Genomic DNA, 19,226 nt, shown 5'->3' with positions numbered 1-19,226 from the left:
CGAGATGAACTGCCTAGAATGTCTGGCTCCCACAGGAAAGACATCAAGACATGCCACACGGTCTCATCCGCATTCGCGGCGCGCGCCAGCACAACCTCAAAAATCTTGACTTGGACATTCGCACCGGCGAGCTGACGGTGGTCACCGGCCCCAGTGGCTCGGGCAAGTCGAGCCTGGTGTTCGATACGCTGTATGCGGAAGGACAGCGGCGCTATGTGGAAACCTTTTCCGCCTATGCCCGCCAGTTCCTGGACCGCATGGACAAGCCCGCGGTCGACAAGGTGGAAGGCGTGCCGCCGGCGATTGCCATTGACCAGACCAACCCCGTGCGTTCCTCGCGCTCAACGGTGGGCACGATGACCGAACTCAACGACCATTTGAAGCTCTTGTTTGCGCGGGCTGGGCAATTGTTTGACCGCGAGACCGCTGCGCCGGTGCGGCACGACTCGGCGGAGAGTATTTATGCCCAACTGGTCGAGCGGGCGGGGCCGGCTGATCCGCGTCTGGCCATCACTTTTCCGGTGGAGTTGCCCGCCAACACCTCGCCGGAAGAAATCGAGCAGTGGCTCTCGGTTAGTGGCTTTACCAAGGTGCAGGCGCGGCGCGAAGTGGCGAGCTTGGGGGCTGCCGCCGCGCTGGGCCGCCCCAAGCAAGGCACGGCCCCCTCGGGGGGCAGCGCAGCACACGAAGTGGCAAGCGTGGGGGCTCGTCTCGTACTGGATGTGGTGGCCGACCGTTTTCGACTCGGTAGCGCCGAGCGTGCGCGCGTGGTGGAGGCGATTGAAGTCGCACTCAAGCATGGCAGCGGACGTCTGGCGGTTTATGTGCTAAATGAGGCTCAAGCCCCCGTGGATAAAGCGCAAGATGCTATTAATTCAGTAGCTTTTGCGGAGCCGATCATCTGGAAGTTCTCCACCGGCCTGCATTGTCCGGAAAGCGATGTGCGTTATGCCGACCCGATTGCGTCGGCTTTTTCGTTCAATTCGGCCGTCGGTGCCTGTGAAACCTGTCGCGGCTTCGGCCGGGTGATCGGGGTGGATTACGGGCTGGTGATTCCCAACGAGAAACTGACCTTGCGCGCCGGCGCCGTCAAGCCTATGCAAACACCAGCCTGGAAAGAAGCCCAGGACGATTTGATGCGCCATGCCGAGGCGGCCGGTATTCCGCGCGACACGCCCTGGTACAAGCTGACCCCCGAGCAGCAGTACTGGGTGATTCATGGCTCGCCCAACTGGAACGGCAAGTGGAACCAGCACTGGTTCGGTATCAAGCGCTTCTTTGAGTATCTGGAGACCAAGTCGTACAAGATGCACATCCGGGTGCTGCTGTCCAAGTACCGCAGTTACACGCCTTGTGGGGTGTGCGGCGGTGCGCGGCTGAAGACAGAGAGCTTGTTGTGGCGTATGGGTGGCAAGGCGGAGGCCGATTTGGTGCTTGATCCTCGTAAACGGTTTATGCCGGTGGGGGTGAAGTGGACCCGTCCGCAACTTGAAGCTTTGCCAGGGCTGTGTTTGCACGATTTGATGTTGCTGCCGCTGGATCGGTTGCGGCGCTTTTTCGATTTGCTGCAGGCGGAATTGGGGGATGCGGGAGGCTCCTCATACGCAAGCGCCAAATCGTCACCCCCCGCATCCCCCAATCCCGCCCGGTCTGCGGCTGATTTCAAGACTTTGAAACTCCTTTTTGAGGAGATTTCCACACGGCTTAAGTATTTGTGCGATGTGGGGATTGGGTATCTGACGCTGGATCGGCAAAGCCGCACTTTGTCCGGGGGCGAGGTGCAGCGCATCAACCTCACCACCGCCTTGGGGACTTCGCTGGTCAACACCTTGTTTGTGCTGGACGAGCCCAGCATTGGGCTGCATCCGCGTGACATGCACCGCATCATTCTGGCCATGCAGCGCTTGCGCGACGCGGGCAACACGCTGGTGGTGGTGGAGCACGACCCGGCCGTGATGCTGGCGGCTGACCGCATGATCGACATGGGCCCCGGCCCGGGCGAGCGCGGCGGGCAAATTGTGTTTGACGGCTCGACGGCCGATTTGCGCAGTGCCGACACCCTGACCGGCGCCTACCTGGGCGGGCGCAAGCAGGTGGGCATGGGCTTCAAGCGGCTGGTGGAGGCGAGCACGCCGCGCCTGATTCTGGAGGGGGCGCGGGACCACAACCTGAAGAATGTCACGGTCGAGTTTCCCTTGCAGCGTCTGGTGTGCGTGACGGGTGTCAGCGGCTCGGGCAAATCGACTTTGATTCAGGATATTTTGGCTCCGGCGTTGATGCGCCACTTTGGCAAAGCCACGGAGGCGGCCGGTGTTCATGAGCGCCTGCTGGGCGCCGAGCAGCTCAGCGATGTGGTGTTTGTGGACCAGTCGCCGATTGGCAAAACAGCGCGCTCGAATCCGGCCAGTTATGTTGGCGCGTGGGATGCCATTCGCGAGATTTTTGCCAATGCGCCGCTGTCGCGCCAGCGTGGCTATACCGCGTCCAAGTTCAGCTTCAACAACGGTGACGGCCGTTGCGCTACCTGCGGCGGCTCAGGTTTCGAGCATGTGGAAATGCAGTTCTTGAGTGACGTGTACCTGCGCTGCCCGGACTGCGACGGCAAGCGCTTTCGCCCGGAGATTCTTGAAATCACCATTGAAAGGCCGGCCCACCGTGGGCTTGGAGTCAATGGATTGCCACGCGCTGCTCGCAATGACGGACATCCTTCGGTAGATTTGGGTGACGTCATTGCGAGCGAAGCGCGGCAATCCATGCCCCCTTCGGTTCCACGCGTCCTCAATATCGCCGATGTATTGAACTTGACGGTCAGCGAGGCTGCTATTCTTTTTGCAGCCGATCGCGATGTCCTGCGTGCGCTGCAGCCGATTATGGATGTAGGTCTGGAGTACGTGAAGCTGGGTCAGCCGGTGCCGACGCTGTCGGGCGGCGAGGCGCAGCGCCTGAAGCTGGCTGGCTTTCTGGCCGACGCGGCCAAGAGTGCCACGGCCAGCCGCCAGGCGACGGCCAAGCGCGGGGCGCTGTTCATGTTTGACGAGCCGACCACGGGCCTGCATTTCGACGATATCGCAAAGCTGATGCGCGCCATGCGCAAGCTGCTGGATGCCGGTCATTCGCTGATCGTGATCGAGCACAACCTGGATGTGATTCGGGCCAGTGACTGGTTGATTGATTTGGGTCCTGAAGGGGGTGAGGCGGGGGGGGAAGTCGTGGCGTATGGCAGCCCTGACGACGTGCGTCAGCATCCTTCGTCGCACACGGGCAAAGCCTTGCGGGAGTATGCGACGGCGATGGGCGGGGTGCATGTGGTGAATGAATCTCGAGGTGCTTATTTGGCGTTCGCTGCGGCGGAAGGGGTTGCGCCGGGCGCCTCATACGCAAGCGCCAAATCGTTGCCCGGCGCAACCCCTTCCGCCGCGGATCGTGGTTTGCACGCGGCTGAGAATTCGATTCGCATCGTCAATGCGCGGGAGCACAACCTGAAGTCGCTGAGTGTTGATATTCCACGGGGCAAGTTCACTGTTGTGACTGGTGTTTCTGGCTCGGGCAAATCTACGCTGGCGTTTGACATTTTGTTCAACGAGGGGCAGCGGCGCTATCTGGAGTCGCTCAACGCCTATGCCCGTTCCATCGTGCAGCCGGCGGGGCGGCCGGAGGTGGATGCGGTGTATGGCATTCCGCCGACGGTGGCGATCGAGCAGCGGCTGAGCCGGGGTGGGCGCAAATCGACGGTCGGGACCACCACCGAGGTCTGGCACTTTTTGCGCCTGCTGTTCGTCAAGCTGGGCACGCAGCATTGCATCCACGACGGCACGCCGGTGGCGCCACAAACGCCGGACAGCATTGCGGCGCAGCTGCTGAAGAACTTCCGTGGTCAGCACATCGGGCTGCTGGCGCCTTTGGTGATGAACCGCAAGGGCGTGTACACCGAGTTGGCCGACTGGGCTCGACCGCGAGGGTTCACGCATTTGCGGGTGGACGGCAACTTTTTGCCAACCACCGGTTTTCCGCGCATTGACCGCTTCAAGGAGCACACGATCGAGCTGCCGGTGCTCAGCCTGGATGTGAAGCCGGAAAACGAAGCGCAGCTGCGCGCCGCGCTGGCGCAGGCGCTAGTGCATGGCAAGGGTGTCGTCCATGTGCTGAGCGATTTGGGCGGTTTGCAGGCGCTCATGCAGGCCGGCACTTCGACGGCGGGCTTGGGCAGGTTGAGCGTTTTTTCGACCAAGCGCGCCTGTCCTGTGTGCAGCACCAGTTATGCCGAGCTGGACCCGCGTTTGTTCTCCTACAACAGCAAGCACGGCTGGTGCCCGGATTGCGTCGGCACCGGGGTCAGATTGACCAAAGAGCAGCGCAAGGTGTTTGATGATTCGGTGAAAGACGATGACAACAAGGGGCGCGAGCAGACCTTTGCCGAGGCCGATGTGGAGGACCTGGTCGATGCGGCTTGTCCCGCCTGCCAGGGCACGCGTCTGAATGCGACGGCCCGCGCGGTCAAGTTCGGGCTGCAGCTGGCGAGCGGTGCCAGTCAGGGCCGGGACGCCAAACTGGCGATCGACGCGGTGGCCATCACCGAACTGGCGCGCCTGAGTGTGACTGACTTGCGCCAGTGGGTGGAGACGCTGCAGCGCCTGGGTCGCATGAGCCGGCGCGAAACCGATATTGCGCGCGATCTGGTGCCGGAGATCAAAAGCCGGCTGGAGTTTCTGGAGCAGGTGGGCCTGGGTTATCTGACGCTGGACCGGGGCGCGCCGACACTGAGCGGTGGCGAGGCGCAGCGCATCCGGCTTGCTGCCCAGCTGGGCAGCAATCTGCAGGGCGTGTGCTATGTGCTCGATGAGCCGACCATCGGCCTGCATGCGCGGGACAACCAGATCCTGCTGGGTGCGCTGCAATCTTTAAGCGACAAGGGCAATACGCTGGTGGTGGTGGAGCACGACGAAGACACCATTCGTCATGCGGATCACATCATCGATATTGGGCCGAGTGCCGGTAAACGCGGCGGGCGGTTGGTGGCTGAAGGGTCGGTCTCCGATATCGTCAAGGTTGGCGACTCGCAGACCGGGCGTTATCTGCTGCATGCGATGAAGCATCCTTTGAAGGTGCGGCGTTCTGTTCTTGTGCCTCTCGCTGCGGCTGGCGTTGGCGCGGTGCCCGCTGCGGCCGGAGCCGGTTCGCCGGGCGCCTCATACGCAAGCGCCAAATCGTTGCCCGGCGAACCGGCTCCGACCGCGATGCCCTTGCGTGCCAGCGCGAACCTGGTCGCGACGGGGGCGAAAAGTTCAAGCACTGTTGCCGTGAACGTGGGTGAGCACGCAGTGAACGCGGGATCGGAATTTGTTTTCGTTCCTGCGCCGCGGAAAAAGAAAAAAGTGGCTTCGACCTTGGCATCTGATCCCAATGTCGCCGACCCCGATGTGCAGCGCTGGCTCACCGTCCACGGCGCCTCCCTGCACAACCTGCAAACCGTCACCGCCCAAGTGCCTTTGAGCCGTCTCGTCGCCGTCACCGGCGTCAGCGGTTCCGGCAAATCGACTTTGGCGCGCGACGTGCTTCTGAGCAATGTGCACAGCGCCGTGCAAAAGCGCAGCACCAAAGCCGGCCGCGATGCCTTGGCCGCCGGCGAACAAATCGCCTGGACCGGCTGCGAGTCCGTCACCGGTTACGAGACCGTGGACCGCGTGCTGGAAGTCGATCAAACCCCCATCGGCAAAACCCCGCGCAGTTGCCCGGCCACTTACATCGGTTTCTGGGACATCATCCGCAAGCTCTTTGCAGACACCTTGGAGGCCAAGGCGCGCGGCTATGCCGCCAACCGTTTCAGCTTCAACACCGGCGAGGGCCGCTGCGCCGGTTGCGAAGGGCAGGGCATCCGCACTGTCGCGATGAGCTTTCTACCGGACGTGAAAGTGCTGTGCGAAACCTGCAAGGGCGCGCGCTTCAATCCCGAGACTTTGGCGGTCACCTGGCGCGGCAAGAACATTGGTGACGTGCTGCAGATGGAGGTGGATGAAGCGGTGGAGTTTTTCGCCGCCATGCCCAACATCAGCCACCCCTTGCAACTGATGAAAGATGTCGGGCTCGGCTATCTGACGCTCGGCCAGCCCTCGCCCACGCTCAGCGGCGGCGAGGCGCAGCGACTCAAGCTGGTGACTGAATTGAGCAAGGTGCGCGACGACATCACCCGGCGCGGCCAGAAGGCGCCGCACACCCTGTACGTGCTGGACGAACCCACGGTCGGCCTGCATATGGCCGATGTGGAAAAGCTGATCAAGGTGCTGCACCGTCTGGTCGACGGCGGCCACAGCGTGGTGGTGATCGAGCACGACCTGGATGTGATTGCCGAGGCCGATTGGGTGCTGGACCTCGGGCCCGACGGCGGCAAGGCCGGCGGCCGCGTGGTGGCGGCGAGCACGCCCGAAGGGGTGGTGGCGCTGGGCACGCACACCGGTGTGGCGCTGGCGGCGGTGCTGGCGCGCTAGCCCTTGGGTGCTGGTTTTTGGTTTTCTATTTTGCTATATAAATAGTAGCTACTTGCGCAGGTAGGACGGTGGCTAGAGGCTGATTTGGCTTGAAGTTAGAGCTGCGTCCAGTGCGTGAAAGCGCACGGCGCGAACGGGCCTGATCTGCTCATCAGCCAAACCACCGGTTGGCTATTGCGGCTATTGCTGCGCCACCCGGAATCGCGTTCCCCGAAAGCTGAACACGGCACTCTTGGTCCCGATTTCCTCCACGTTCACGTCGGGCGCGGCCAGACTGCCCTCTGAGAGCACCTGGCCGTTGACCAGCAGCAGCCGCTGCTTCGGGTTTTCCGAATAAACGGTGCCGGTGATGATCAGCTTCGGGATGTCGCGACGGAGGTCTTCGGACAATTCGCTGAGCATCGGGATGGCGGCCAACGCCGCTTGGGGAGCAGAGGCTTTTTCGAGCGGCAAGGGCAAGGGCGTCGCCTTCGGCGTTGCCGGGGCGGCGGCGGTGACGACGGGCCGTGACGAGGCCGCTGCAGGTCGTGCGGGAACCGTCGCTTGCCATGCAGGAACCGGCGCGGGTACGGGCGTTGGTATTGGTGCCGGGACCGGCGCAGGCACATGTGCCGGAATAGGCAGAGGAACCGGCGCCGATTGGGGTCTTGGTATCGCTGCGCTCTGCGCCACGGGCGCAGGCTCGGGGAGCCTGGTCATCGCCGCTTCCACGGCCGCCGGGCGCGCATGGCCGTCAGGCGTTGGCCAGAACCACAGGCCTGCGGCAATGCCGCCCAGCATCAGGGTCGCGGCAGCGGCCGCCAGCCAGAGACGCTGTCGCGTGTTGTCGGTGTCCCGGGCGGCGGGGGTCGTCAGTTGGCGTGCGTGCAAGCCGGGCACGGCGCCGCGCCCGCGTTCGGCGTCGGCCCGTTTGAGGGCATCGAGGATGTAGGACATGGGCTTATCGCGGGTTGGTTTGCAGGCGCGGCTCATTCACATCCGTGGCGCTGTCGATCTGCATGAAGGTCATGGGGCCGGGTTGCCCGTCGGCGATGAGGCCTTGTGCGTGCTGAAAAGCCTGCACGCGCTTCCTCAGCGCCGCGTCCAGCACGGGCGGGGCCGCAGAGGCGCCCGCTGTCGGTGCTGGCACGCCGTCGAGCCGGCTCAGCTGGCTGGCGAGCCACTCGATCGCCGGGCCGCTGCTGCCATCGCGCAGTTTGGCGCTGTAACCGGGCGGGCGGCGCCAGTAGGTGGCGAAGTCGCCGTGCCACAGCCGGCCCAGCGCGATCAGCCGGACGGTATGCAGGCTGGCACCCACCCGCAACGTGGCGGTCTGCTCGGTCAGTCCCACCAGCACGGCGTACAGCGGGGGGGCGTTGTCCGCCTGTAAGGTCAGGATGCCGGGGCGATCAAGCTGGCGCAGCAGCGGCACGGTGAGTTTGTCGGCGCGGTAGCACTGAAGCTGCTGCACGCCAGCGACCTGGCAGGGGTCGCCGTCGCTGGCCGGCAGTTTCCAGACCGGGGCCAGCGCGCGCCAGGCCAGGTTGATGTCAGGCGGCAGTTGCGGCAGCAGGGCGTCGATCTCTTCGACCGGGTTTTGGGCCATCGGCGCCCCCCGGATCGGCGGCGAGGCGCCCGTCTGACGGGCTGCGGGCGGGCCGGGCCACACCAGAAAACCGGTCAGCGCGGCTGCGGCCAGCAAGGCGAGGCCGCCCAGCGCGTAGGCGACCGGCCTTGGGCTGGCGCTGGGTAGGTGCGGGAGGTCCGGCCCGAACACTTCGGCCGCCGCCTTGTTCACCACCGTCCGGTCCACCCGGTGCAACCCATTCGCCCACGCGCCCAGCAGCGCGCGTCCGCACAGCAGGTTGATGCGGCGTGGCACGCCATGCGTGAGGCGGTGAATGCGCTGCAGCGCCTGGCGCTCAAACGGCAGCGGGCCGGTGTGGCTGGCCACGGCCAGACGGTGTTGAATGTACTGCGTGCTCTCGGCCTCGGTCAGCGCGTCCAGGTGAAAACGCGCAATCACGCGCTGGGCCAGCTGCTCCAGCTCCGGGCGGGCCAGCATGGCGCGCAGTTCGGGCTGGCCAATCAGCACAATTTGCAGCAGCTTGCGCTCGTTGGTTTCCAGGTTGGTCAGCAGGCGCAGTTGCTCCAGCACATCGGCTTCAAGGTTCTGCGCCTCGTCGATGATGAGAACGCTGCTTTGCCCGGCGGCGTGACTTTGCAGCAAAAAGGCATTGAGCGCGTCGATGTAGTCCTTGGCCGTGGGCGGCCGGGAGGCCCCGGCTACCGCCGCAACATGAAACTCCTCGCAGATCGACTGCAGCAACTCGGTGACGGTGAGCTTGGGGTTGAAGATATAGGCGACATGGCAGTCGGCGGGAATCTGCTCCAGAAAGCAGCGGCAGATGGTGGTTTTTCCGGTGCCGATATCGCCCGTCAGCAGCACAAAGCCGCCGCCGCTGGCGGCTTTGTGCGGGCCGGTCACGCCGTAAAGAAGGTGCGCCAGCGCCTCCCGGTGGCGCTCGCTCATGAAGAGAAAGCGGGGGTCGGGTGCGATGGAAAACGGGTCTTGCGTCAGGCCGAAATGGTGCGAGTACATAGGACCCCATTTAAAAGAGTGAGACTTTTGCGGTCAGGCGCCCGCTGTGGCGGGATCATCGGCAACCAACCTGGAAGAGCCGGAAAAAAAGCTTGGACTGGACGCTGCATTGTCACTCACGTTTTTGCCATTGATTTGGCTATGAAAATAGTAGCTATGCAGGCATGCGGGATGTGCGCCAGCGGCTGATTCTTCTTGAAGTTTTTGGGGCTGGCGGCGTGATATTGGTTGGCTTTCAATGTCAATTTGGAAACGCTAATCCGGCACCGGAAACCGGTTGGATGCCTTGATTTCGCGCATGGCCAGGCTGGAGTGAATCATGCTGATGCCGGGTATGACGCGCAACACGTTGTCGACAAAATCGCTATAAGCATCCAGGTCTTTCGCCACGACCTGGAGCAGGTAGTCGGCCTGGCCCGTGACTTTGTGGCAGGACAGGACTTCGGGGCAGCCCCGGATCACCTCCTCAAAAAGCTGGATCGACACGTCGGTCACCACCAGAAAGCTTAATTGGACAAAAGCCAGGACGTCCAGGCCGAGTTTGCGGCGATGGAGGTTGGCCTGGTAGCCGGTGATGAAACCGTCTTGTTCCAGGCGCTTGAGCCTGCGCCAGCACGGCGTGACGCTCAGAGACACCTGCTCGGCGAGCTGGGGATTGGACAGGGTGCCATCTTGCTGCAGCAGACGAAGAATGGTCAGGTCGACGTGATCCAGGTCCTGCTTTGAATTTTTTGAACTCATTTTCGACTTTAAATTAGTTTGATCTACTTAAATCATAGGCTCAGACACCTCAAAAAAGCAAAGCGGGTTCGCCCTGCCAACGGCATACTTTGATGGTGTTTTTCCATCCCCTTGCAAGATGATCGCCTACCTCAATCCCCACCACGCCCTGCACCAGGGCAAGCTTGAAATGTTTCGCGGCGCCCTGGTGCCGTGTTTTGAAGTGCCCGCCCGTGTCGACTATGTGTTGCAGGAGCTCCAGCGCCGGCAACTGGGAGAGATCAGGTCGCCGTCCCGGTTTGACGTGCCGGCATTGACCACCATCCACGCCCCGCGCTATCTTGACTTCCTGGCGGGCGCCTGGGAGGAGTGGGTGGCGCTGGACCCGGCCAACGCCGCGCGTGATGCCCTGCCGTCGGTCTGGCCGGCCCGTACTTTCAGAACCGATGTGTTGCCAGCCAATTTTTCGGCGCGCATGGGCTTGTTCTCTTATGACGCCGGCTCGCCGCTGACCGCCGGCACCTGGAACGCCGCCCGTGTCGGGGCGGACTGCGCTTTTGCCGCGGCCGAGCAGTTGATGCAGGGTGCGCGTTCGGCTTTTGTCCTGTCGCGTCCACCCGGCCACCATGCCGGGGCTGATTTCTTTGGCGGTTATTGTTTTCTGAACAATGCCGCGTTGGCGGCGCAACACTTGCGCGACAGCGGGCCGGAACGCGTGGCGATCCTCGACATCGACTACCACCACGGCAACGGTACACAGGCCATCTTTTATGAGCGTTCGGACGTGCTGTTTACCAGTATCCATGGCGATCCGCACACCGAATACCCGTTTTTCCTGGGTTACGCGGACGAACAGGGCGCCGGCGCCGGGCTGGGCTTCAACCATAACCTGCCGCTGCCCCGGGGCAGCGACTTTGCCGCCTGGCGTGAAGCACTGAAGAACGCCCTGCAAGGCATTGCACGCTTCGGCGCGCAGGCGCTGGTGGTGTCGCTGGGGCTCGATACCTTCGAGGGCGACCCGATTTCGGGCTTCAGGCTACGCAGCGAAGACTATCTGCGGGTGGGCGAAGACTTGGCCGCCGCAGGCCTGCCCACCGTGTTTGTCTTCGAGGGCGGCTACGCCGTGGCGGAGATCGGCGTCAATGCCGTCAATGTGCTCGAAGGATTCGAGCAACAAACAAGCTAGCCGTCAGCGCGATCGGGCATGATGTTGCAAAGAATACTCAAGGAGCAACATGAAGCTGGCTTTGCTGTCAGATATTCACGCGAACATTCAGGCCTTTGATGCCTGTCTGGACCATGCCCGTGCACAGGGAGCGCAACAGTTTGCGCTGTTGGGCGACTTGGTGGGTTACGGCGCCGACCCCGCGGCCGTGGTCGAACAGGCACAGGAATTGGCTGCCGGCGGCGCGCTGCTCATCAAGGGCAATCACGACGCGATGGCCGTGGCGCCACCGGCCGAGATCAAGACCGTGGGGGAGACCTCGGCCCGTTGGACCCACGCGCAACTCGACGACCACCAGCGCCATTTTCTCGACAGCTTGCCCCTGACCCTTCAGGAACGCCATGTTCTGCTCGTGCACGCCAGCGTGGACGACCCCGCCTTGTGGCGCTATGTGTACGACCAGCGCGCCGCCGCCGCCAGCCTGGACGCAGCCGCCGCCTGGCCCGAGGTGCGCTATGTGTTTGGCGGCCATGTGCACCAGCAAACCCTGTATTACCGGGGTGTGGGGGCTGGGTTGATGAAGTTCCTGCCGACGCCTGGCATTGCGGTGCCGGTGCCGCGCCATCGCCACTGGCTGGCCACGATCGGCTCGGCGGGCCAGCCGCGCGATGGCAATCCGCAGGCCATGTACGCCCTGTTTGATACCGACAAGCTGCAGCTGACTTTTCACCGCGTTTCGTACGACCACCACGCGGCGGCAGCCGCCATCCGGCGGGCCGGTTTGCCGGCGTTTTTTGCCGACCGGCTGGAGCAGGGGCGATGAAGCTGCTGGAGCCCGGCGCGCAGCTGGACGGTTTTACGATCGACGAGTGCATCCATTCCGGGGGCATGGCCCACATCTACCGCGTGCATTACACGCAGGGCGAAAGCGACGGCGCGAGTGATCCCGGCTTCCCGCTGGCCATGAAGATCCCGCGCATGACGGCCGGGGACGGCGCCGAGACCATCGTCAGTTTTGAGGTCGAGCACCAGATCATGCAGGCCTTGTCGGGCCCGCATGTGCCGCGCTTTGTGGCCGCGGGCGACCTGGAAAACGTGCCCTATCTCGTCATGGAGTACGTACCCGGCCAAACCCTGGAGCACTGGCTGGAGGCGCCCGAGCGCCCGGCGGCTGACGAGCTGGCCCGCCTGGGCGCGGCCGTGGCGCTGGCGGTGCACAGCCTGCACCAGCAAAACACGGTGCACCTCGATTTGAAGCCGGCCAATGTGCTGATCCGCCCCGACGGCAGCGCGGTGCTGCTGGATTTTGGCTTGTCGTGCAACGCGCTCTACCCGGATCTGCTGGCCGAACAGCTGCGCAAGGCGGTCGGCTCGCCGGCCTGGATTGCACCGGAGCAAGTGGTGGGCGTACGCGGCGACCCGCGCAGCGATATTTTTGCCATTGGCGTCATGCTGTACCAGCTGGCCACCGGCGAGCTGCCGTTTGGCGCGCCGCAGACCGAGGGCGGCTTGCGCCAGCGCCTGTGGATGGACCCGACGCCGCCGCGCAAGCTGCAGCCGAACTTGCCCGAGTGGCTGCAGGAAGTGATTCTGCGTTGCCTGGAGCCCGAGGCGGACAAGCGCTATCCGTCGGCCGCCCATCTGGCGTTTGACTTGCGCAACCCCGAGCAGATCACCGTGACCGCGCGCGGCCGCAATCTCACGGGCACCGGCTTTGGCACCCATTTCAAGCGCTGGCTCAAGGCCGCCGGCATGCACTACCAGCCCAGCCCGCTGCCGGCACAGCAAATTGAAGAGGTGCCCATCGTCATGGTGGCGATCCCGCACAAAGACGTGAGCGACGCCACCTTGTACTCGCTGCGCCAGGCCGTGGCGCGTTCGCTGGGGACGCGTCCCGGCGCCCGCCTGGCCTGCGTGACCGTGATCTCACCCGGCCAGACCAACGCCTCCAGCGACTTGACCAGCGAGACCAGTGTGCACCGCCGCTACCTCGCCAGCCTGCGCCAGTGGGCACAGCCGCTGGACATGCCGGGTCACCAGACTTCCTACCACGTGCTGGAGTCGGGCGATGTGGCGCAGGCGCTGGTGAATTACGCGGCCGGCAACCAGGTCAGTCTCATCGTCATGGGCGCCGCCACGCACGGCCTGATGACGCAACGCTTTGTCGCCACCGTGCCAATCAAGGTGGCCATGGATGCGCCCTGCACGGTGATCCTGGTCAAACAGGCTTTGCCGTTTGAGCGCTTGGTCGAACAGGCGGCAAAATTGAAGCCGATCTGGAACCGCGACCTGGACGCGCCGTTTTAAGACGCTTTGGGCTGGGCGAACTTGAGTATCCGCGTGGCCAACACCGTTTCGGTCAAAAAGCACAGCAGCGCCAGCAGGAAACAGACCACGCCCGACAGAAACGAGACCGTCGCGAGGCGAAGGATTTGCATCTCCGTGGTTTCGCCGAGAAAGAGCGCCACGATGGTCAGTCCGATCAGGATGGCGCAGAAGGTGAGCAGGGCGATGCAGATGTTCACCAACCTGCCACGCACCCGCAAACTCCCCAGCTCCTCATAGGCCGGTGTCATGGCCTCGCCGGCCGGCGCGGCTTCAATCCTGTCTTCGAGAATGCGCGCGCGGTCGATGATGCGTGCCAGCCGGCCGGCCACGGTGCCGATCATCGCCGCCACGGCCGTCAGCAAAAAAACCGGGGCCACAGCGAGCTGGATGCCATGGGTGACGGTGGCGAGATCAACGGCAAAAAACATGGAGGCTCCGGGTGAAAAGTGTTCTTGATGTAGCTTGCATTGTCGTGTTGGGGCGCGCGCCGGGGCGGCTTAAATGTGACGGGACCGGCGCGTCCGGATCAACGCCACCAGACCCACACCGGCCACGCTGACCAGCAGCGCCGGAAAGCCCAGCGTGGGCGACCACTGGATAAGTGCCCCTGACGCCCCGGACGCCACCAGGCCACCCAGGGTGTAGGTCAGCACCAGCACCGCCGTGCTGTTGACCAGGGTGATGCCCTGCTCGCGCGAGCCGATGTCGATCATGGCCAGGGTGTAGAGGCTGCCGCCGGCGCCGCCCCACAAAAACACCAGCGGCCAGGCCAGCCAGGCGATGTGCGCGACAACGGGGATGACGCAGGTGGCGACCAGGGTGAGGGCGGCAAACATCACCATCAGGGTGCGCCGCCCCTGGCTGGGGTCGGTAAACCGGTCGGCCAGCATCCCGGCCGGCAACATGGTCAGGGCGCTGCCGAGTCCGCTGCTTGAGACCAGCAGCGCGGCGGTGGCGGCGCTCAGGCCCAGTGCCAGGCCGTACAGCGGCAGGATAGAGGTCACGCCGCTTTCGAAAAAACCACCCACAAAACCCGCCAGCATGATGATGGGGTGCGCCCGCAGCGCGTGCCAGACGCCGTGCAGGCCGACCCGGGCGGTGTGTATATCGGCGGCCGGCGGCAGTGGCGGTATCAGCGCGCTCCAGCCCAAGGCGATGGTGAAAAAAGCGATCACCACCCAGAGCGCATGCGGGCTGTTCGCGCCCACCCACACCAGGGTCGCCGGGCCGATGACAAATGTGGCGCCGACCATGGTTTCGAAAATGCCGACATAGCGGCCACGCTGGCCCGGCGGACAAAACTCGGCGACGATGGCCTCGGCGAGCACCCAGCGCAGGCCGGACGCCACCCCGGCGACCAGCTGCAGCACAAACCACAGCCAGAGTGTGTTGCTCAGCGCAAAGCCCACGGACGAAATCACCGGCAGGGCAGCGGCCAGCCACAGCGTTTGCCGGCGTCCCAGTTGCTGGGTCACCGCCGAGGCAAACGGGGTGACCAGAAAAACGCCCAGCCAGCCGGTGGCGGCAAACAGCCCGGCCACGGTGGTGGACACCTCGGCGCCTTTGAGTCGCAGCAGCAAGAGCGGCAGCAGCATGAAGTAGCCGATCAGCTCAAAAAACGTGGAGCCAAATATGCTGAGCAAGCCCAGCCGCGCGCCAGGGTGGGTAGGGATGCCGGTCGACGGCTGCGCGTTCACGGGCGTCGTGCCTGCAAAATGGCCGCCGCCACCTCGGCAAAACCAGCGCCGCGCACACTGGCTGTGATGTAGCGCGGCAAGTGCTTCAGCTGGGCCTCAAAACGCCGCACATTGGCAACACCGACGCTGTGCGAAAAATGTTCAAACATCACCTGGTCGTTGGTCGAGTCGCCGACAAAAGCCCAGCGCTTCAGCTCGGCCTCCAGGTCGCGGCCGAACAGTCTGTCCACGATCCAGCGTGCGCCGACCAGTTTGTTGTGGGCGCCAAACCAGCCGTTGATGTGGATGCTGCTGACGGTGGCCGTCATGCCGGCGGCTCGGATGATCTGCACCACCTGGGCGATCTGGTCCGGGCCCAGATGGGTGAACTCGCTGTGGTCGATGGCGATGTCGGTTTCGCGGCCGGGCGAGTCCTGCGAGAGCTGGGCGCCGGGCACCTCACGCAGCACCTGGCGTGCCACGTCCTGCATCCGGCGGTAATTGGCGGCCCGCGTGGTGGCATCCTGTTGGTATAGTTTTGATAGCTGTCTGCGCAGGGGGGACGGGGGCTGGATGCCTATTTCATCTAAATTTTGGCCGACAAAGGCGACCGCGCCGGTTTCGGCCACGATGGCATCGACCGGCCAGGGCAAAAGGCCGCGGGCAGGATCACCCTTCGCAAACAGCTCGCTCCAGCCAATCGGACGGCCGGTGATGGGAATCACATGCAGGCCGGCCGCTTTCAGCGCGCCGAGCGCCTGCAAGGCGTCGGGCGTGATCGCGCCCTCGGTCGTCAGTGTGTCGTCGATGTCGGTGAAGACACCGAGGAGCTGGCGCCGGTCTTCGAGTGGCCAATGTGAGAGTGGCTTCACGGCTTGTTAATTGTTTGATGAAAACTGTTTTGTACCGTCATTCCCGCGAAGGCAGGAGTCCAGCGGCGTGCGACCGGATTCCGGGTCAAGCCCGAAATGACGGTTTGCTCAACCAGCGCTTTGCAGTGCCAGCCCGGCGTGCTCGCGCAGCGGGTGGAAGTGGATTTTCGGAAAACGCTCCTGCGCCAGCCGCACGTCATAGGGCGAGGTGCACAGATAAGCCAGCGTGTTGGCCGCATCGCGCGCCATGCGCATCGGGTAGGCCTCGCAAAAGGTCTTGAGTTCGGCCGGGGTGTCGGCGGTGATCCAGCGCGCGCCGGTGTACTGGCTGCTTTCCAGCCGGATGTCGGCGTCGTATTCGCCTTTGAGGCGGTGCTGCACCACTTCAAACTGCAGCTGACCAATGGCACCGAGCAGCATGTTGCCGCCGACCTCAGGCCGGAACACCTGAATCGCGCCTTCTTCCCCCAGCTGCGCCAGGCCTTGCTGCAATTGCTTGGTGCGCAAGGGGTTGCGCAGTACCACGGTCATGAACAATTCGGGCGCAAAGAAGGGCAAGCCGGTGAACTGCAGGTTCACGGACCCGTCGGTGATGGTGTCGCCCAGCTGCACGCCGCCATGGGTGGTGAAACCCACGATGTCGCCGGCGTAGGCCTCGTTCACGGCCTCGCGGCGCTGGCTCATGAAGGTCACCACGCTGGTCGGGCGCAGCTCCTTGGCGGTGCGCATGACCTTGAGCTTCATGCCCGGCGTGTATTTGCCCGAGGCCATGCGCACAAAGGCAATGCGGTCGCGGTGGTTGGCGTCCATATTGGCCTGCACCTTGAACACCACGCCCGAGAAGAAGTCGTCTTCTGGCTGGACCTCTTTAATGACCGGCTGCCTGTTGACCACGAAGGAACTGGTGCGGGACTGGGGCGAGGGCGCCAGATCGACCAGCGCGTCCAGCACTTCCATGACACCGAAGTTGTTGACGCCCGAGCCAAAAAACACCGGGGTTTGCTTGCCGGCCAGAAAGGCGTCGTGGTCATAGACAGGCGAGGCGCCAGTGGCCAGTTCCATGCTTTCCATGGCGGTTTCGAACTCGTGGCCGAAGCGTTTCAGCAGGGTGGCTTGATCGCTCATGGGGATGGTGGTGAAGTCCTTCGGCCCGCGGTCGCTGCCGGGCTCGAACACCGTCATGGCCCGCGTACGCAGGTTGATGATGCCGCCGAAGGTCTTGCCCTGGCCGACCGGCCAGGTCATGGGCACGCAAGGCATGCCGAGTTCGCGCTCGATCTCGTCCAGAATGTCCAGTGGCTCGCGCACTTCGCGGTCCATTTTGTTGACGAAGGTGATGATGGGCGTGTCGCGCTGGCGGCAGACCTCGATCAGGCGGCGGGTTTGCGCTTCGACACCGTTGGCGGCGTCAATCACCATCAGCGCCGAGTCCACGGCGGTCAGCACGCGGTAGGTGTCTTCCGAGAAATCCTTGTGACCGGGGGTGTCGAGCAGGTTGATGACGTGCTCGCGGTACACCATTTGCATCACGCTTGATGCGACCGAAATGCCGCGCTGCTTCTCGATTTCCATCCAGTCACTGGTGGCGTGGCGGGTCGCTTTACGTGCCTTGACACTGCCGGCGATCTGGATCGCGCCCGAGAACAGCAAGAGCTTTTCGGTCAACGTGGTTTTACCCGCGTCAGGGTGGGAGATGATGGCAAAGGTGCGGCGACGGCGGGTTTCGGCGAGGAATGACAAGATAAAAATCCAAAAAATATCAGGATGCGAGGCGAGCGGGGAAGTCCGCGGCTTGGGGCACGCTGAAAATGCCGCCGGAATCAACGTCAAAGATCGGTTGGTCGCCCTTCGAAGGGCAATCCACTCGGTCCGACTCAACCGCCGCGCGCAGGCGTTGGATTTTAACGGGGTGGCAAGGGCGGCTGAATTTATGCTCACACCCTGTTCGCGTTCGGCCATGCTGCAACCCGCAGCGCCGAACTTCAGACGAAAAAAAGCCCTTCCACGGAAGGGCTCTGACGTGACCGTTGTTCGCTTGAATTACTTCGTCCGGCGCCTGCGCAAGCCATTGAACAACATAGCCAGACCAGCGATAGCCACCAGCGGCAGCGTTTCAGGTTCTGGAACGCTGTTTGGACAGGCAACTTGACCAGGTTGCCCGCAGCCAATAACTGTGCCTGCACCGCCTCCAATGATCACATTGCGCGACGTTGCGCCTTGAAGGGCGACTCCCAAGACGCTCAAGCCACCCAGGTCGCCACTGAAGTGGCCGTGCCACGGGTCAGCTCCGGCCAGGTCGGAGTCTGTAAGTCCGCCTGCAAAGGCTGTTGAGCCCGCCGCCGTCAGCGTGATGTTGGTGCCGATTCCGCCGCCGCCTACATCAGTGGCAATGATGCCTGGGATCAAGGTCGTGAGCCAGCCGTAGGCGCCCGTTCCGGACTCTCCCATCGAGAATAGCCCGCCCCCGTTTAGCGGGGTGCCTGCGCCGCCAACAAAAGTGTTGATGCTGGCTGCGCCGGCGTTGATCGCTGCCATTTCAGCAGAAGTAAGGTCTCCGCCGGAATTACCGAAGGTCGGGAGGTAAAGAATGCCCGTGTTGGCGGTCGACAAACTGGCCAGATGGGCGGAGATGGCCGCTGCCCCGTCGACGTTCAAAAGAGTCCAGCCCGATCCGGGCAGGGATGAGAGATTGAATGCTGAAAGAATTGCAGCGCCAGCTTGGCTACCTGTTGTGCCCAGATCAACCACCACTTTGGTGGCGCTGGGATTGACGGTCGCAGCCAAGTTCTCCAAAGCGCGTTGCATATACAGCCAACCAGAGAAGTTCGCGCTGCCAGAGGCAAAACCGTGGTCGTTTGCGTCAGTGCCGTCAATGATCACCGGGCCAGCCAGCACCGTGGTGCCCGCTAGAGCCAAAGCGACGGCGCTCACTAACGATTTCAATTTCATCTTCATCGTTATTCTCCTGTGGTTAAGTAAATGATGTAACAAATCGTTAAAAGCAAAAATAATGCCGCTTTATGTTTTTTGAGGAAAATCAACGAGTTGCGCGTGGAGAATTGGGTGGGTGGATCGACTATGTAAAAAAATCCGACATGCGGGCAGGCCAGAGACGAGCACTGCGACGGATCGATCAGTTGCAGGGGCGGGAATAGTTCACGACGAATTCGCTCTGTCGTCGTCATCGCCAGCGCTGCATGAAAAACATAATCCGGAATAGGTAGAATCACAGCCTTCCGAGGAGCGTTGCAGTTCACACCCAGTGAACGAGGCTCGGACCGCGTGAGTTGGCGCCCCGCCATTCACCGCATCAACCGCGCTCACCCACTGCTCTGTGAGGTGAGTCTTTCCCGAAAGCTTCTCCTGCGCGAGCGGTGATTTTTCAAAATCATTTTTTGGAGT

The 19,226-nt window shown here is 63.2% G+C and carries 13 protein-coding genes and 1 riboswitch; of the genes, 4 read left to right on the top strand and 9 right to left on the bottom strand.

What is annotated here, in order from left to right:
- Window positions 1-50 precede the first annotated feature (50 nt).
- Window positions 51-6,482, top strand: coding sequence for an excinuclease ABC subunit UvrA (locus tag C5P05_RS21430; RefSeq protein WP_114971869.1), 6,432 nt, complete (start codon window positions 51-53; stop codon window positions 6,480-6,482).
- Between the two features lie 180 nt (window positions 6,483-6,662).
- On the opposite strand, the gene C5P05_RS21425 is transcribed toward C5P05_RS21430, so the two are convergent.
- From C5P05_RS21425 to C5P05_RS21415, 3 genes are all read right to left on the bottom strand, one after another.
- A complete protein-coding gene (locus tag C5P05_RS21425; RefSeq protein ID WP_114971868.1) occupies window positions 6,663-7,418 on the bottom strand; it encodes a general secretion pathway protein GspB in 756 nt (251 codons plus the stop codon).
- A gap of 4 nt (window positions 7,419-7,422) precedes the next feature.
- On the bottom strand, window positions 7,423-9,063 hold the full coding sequence (locus tag C5P05_RS21420) for an AAA family ATPase (protein ID WP_114971867.1): 1,641 nt from the start codon (window positions 9,061-9,063) through the stop codon (window positions 7,423-7,425).
- Window positions 9,064-9,318: 255 nt separating this feature from the next.
- Window positions 9,319-9,804: an Lrp/AsnC family transcriptional regulator gene (locus C5P05_RS21415; protein ID WP_114971866.1), complete on the bottom strand. Its 486-nt coding sequence runs from the start codon at window positions 9,802-9,804 to the stop codon at window positions 9,319-9,321.
- Window positions 9,805-9,922: 118 nt separating this feature from the next.
- On the opposite strand from C5P05_RS21415, the gene C5P05_RS21410 reads away from it, so the two are divergent.
- The 3 genes from C5P05_RS21410 to C5P05_RS21400 are packed head-to-tail and all read left to right on the top strand — an operon-like array spanning window position 9,923 to window position 13,255.
- On the top strand, window positions 9,923-10,969 hold the full coding sequence (locus C5P05_RS21410) for a histone deacetylase family protein (RefSeq protein ID WP_114971865.1): 1,047 nt from the start codon (window positions 9,923-9,925) through the stop codon (window positions 10,967-10,969).
- Between the two features lie 49 nt (window positions 10,970-11,018).
- Entirely contained in the window at window positions 11,019-11,771 is a 753-nt protein-coding gene (locus C5P05_RS21405) for a metallophosphoesterase family protein (RefSeq protein ID WP_114971864.1), read from the top strand.
- On the top strand, window positions 11,768-13,255 hold the full coding sequence (locus C5P05_RS21400; RefSeq protein ID WP_114971863.1) for a serine/threonine protein kinase: 1,488 nt from the start codon (window positions 11,768-11,770) through the stop codon (window positions 13,253-13,255). The genes C5P05_RS21405 and C5P05_RS21400 overlap by 4 nt, the downstream gene beginning before the upstream one ends.
- Here C5P05_RS21400 and C5P05_RS21395 read toward each other — a convergent pair.
- The 6 genes from C5P05_RS21395 to C5P05_RS33810 all read right to left on the bottom strand — a co-directional run bounded on the left by C5P05_RS21395 (window position 13,252) and on the right by C5P05_RS33810 (window position 19,054).
- Window positions 13,252-13,704, bottom strand: a complete 453-nt coding sequence (locus tag C5P05_RS21395; protein WP_114971862.1) for a DUF2721 domain-containing protein — start codon at window positions 13,702-13,704, stop codon at window positions 13,252-13,254. The two genes, C5P05_RS21400 and C5P05_RS21395, sit on opposite strands and share 4 nt — an antisense overlap.
- Window positions 13,705-13,773: 69 nt before the next feature.
- Window positions 13,774-14,973 (bottom strand): MFS transporter, encoded by a 1,200-nt coding sequence (locus C5P05_RS21390; RefSeq protein ID WP_114971861.1) that lies wholly within the window; start codon window positions 14,971-14,973, stop codon window positions 13,774-13,776.
- Window positions 14,970-15,824 carry an HAD family hydrolase gene (locus C5P05_RS21385; RefSeq protein ID WP_114971860.1) on the bottom strand — a complete coding sequence of 285 codons (855 nt, stop codon included), beginning with the start codon at window positions 15,822-15,824 and terminating at the stop codon, window positions 14,970-14,972. The genes C5P05_RS21390 and C5P05_RS21385 overlap by 4 nt, the downstream gene beginning before the upstream one ends.
- Window positions 15,825-15,932: 108 nt before the next feature.
- Entirely contained in the window at window positions 15,933-17,564 is a 1,632-nt protein-coding gene (locus C5P05_RS21380; RefSeq protein WP_114971859.1) for a peptide chain release factor 3, read from the bottom strand.
- Window positions 17,565-17,864: 300 nt separating this feature from the next.
- Window positions 17,865-18,779, bottom strand: a complete 915-nt coding sequence (locus C5P05_RS21375) for a PEP-CTERM sorting domain-containing protein (protein ID WP_114971858.1) — start codon at window positions 18,777-18,779, stop codon at window positions 17,865-17,867.
- Window positions 18,780-18,781: 2 nt separating this feature from the next.
- Window positions 18,782-19,054 (bottom strand): hypothetical protein, encoded by a 273-nt coding sequence (locus C5P05_RS33810; protein WP_157979423.1) that lies wholly within the window; start codon window positions 19,052-19,054, stop codon window positions 18,782-18,784.
- Between the two features lie 2 nt (window positions 19,055-19,056).
- A riboswitch (S-adenosyl-L-homocysteine riboswitch) is annotated at window positions 19,057-19,153 on the top strand.
- The last annotated feature ends 73 nt before the right edge of the window (window positions 19,154-19,226 follow it).

It is taken from the genome of Rhodoferax ferrireducens, from assembly GCF_003347515.1.
In the GTDB taxonomy this organism is placed as follows: Bacteria; Pseudomonadota; Gammaproteobacteria; order Burkholderiales; family Burkholderiaceae_C; genus Rhodoferax.
The sequence above is the reverse complement of the archived record's forward strand: the minus strand, read 5'-3'. Positions and strand labels throughout refer to the sequence as shown.

Bases quoted from the DNA above. Each gene is read 5' to 3' on its own strand.
- C5P05_RS21430 (WP_114971869.1), top strand. From the start codon at position 51: ATGCCACACGGTCTCATCCGCATTCGCGGCGCGCGCCAGCACAACCTC.
- C5P05_RS21425 (WP_114971868.1), bottom strand. From the start codon at position 7,418: ATGTCCTACATCCTCGATGCCCTCAAACGGGCCGACGCCGAACGCGGG.
- C5P05_RS21420 (WP_114971867.1), bottom strand. From the start codon at position 9,063: ATGTACTCGCACCATTTCGGCCTGACGCAAGACCCGTTTTCCATCGCA.
- C5P05_RS21415 (WP_114971866.1), bottom strand. From the start codon at position 9,804: ATGAGTTCAAAAAATTCAAAGCAGGACCTGGATCACGTCGACCTGACC.
- C5P05_RS21410 (WP_114971865.1), top strand. From the start codon at position 9,923: ATGATCGCCTACCTCAATCCCCACCACGCCCTGCACCAGGGCAAGCTT.
- C5P05_RS21405 (WP_114971864.1), top strand. From the start codon at position 11,019: ATGAAGCTGGCTTTGCTGTCAGATATTCACGCGAACATTCAGGCCTTT.
- C5P05_RS21400 (WP_114971863.1), top strand. From the start codon at position 11,768: ATGAAGCTGCTGGAGCCCGGCGCGCAGCTGGACGGTTTTACGATCGAC.
- C5P05_RS21395 (WP_114971862.1), bottom strand. From the start codon at position 13,704: ATGTTTTTTGCCGTTGATCTCGCCACCGTCACCCATGGCATCCAGCTC.
- C5P05_RS21375 (WP_114971858.1), bottom strand. From the start codon at position 18,779: ATGAAGATGAAATTGAAATCGTTAGTGAGCGCCGTCGCTTTGGCTCTA.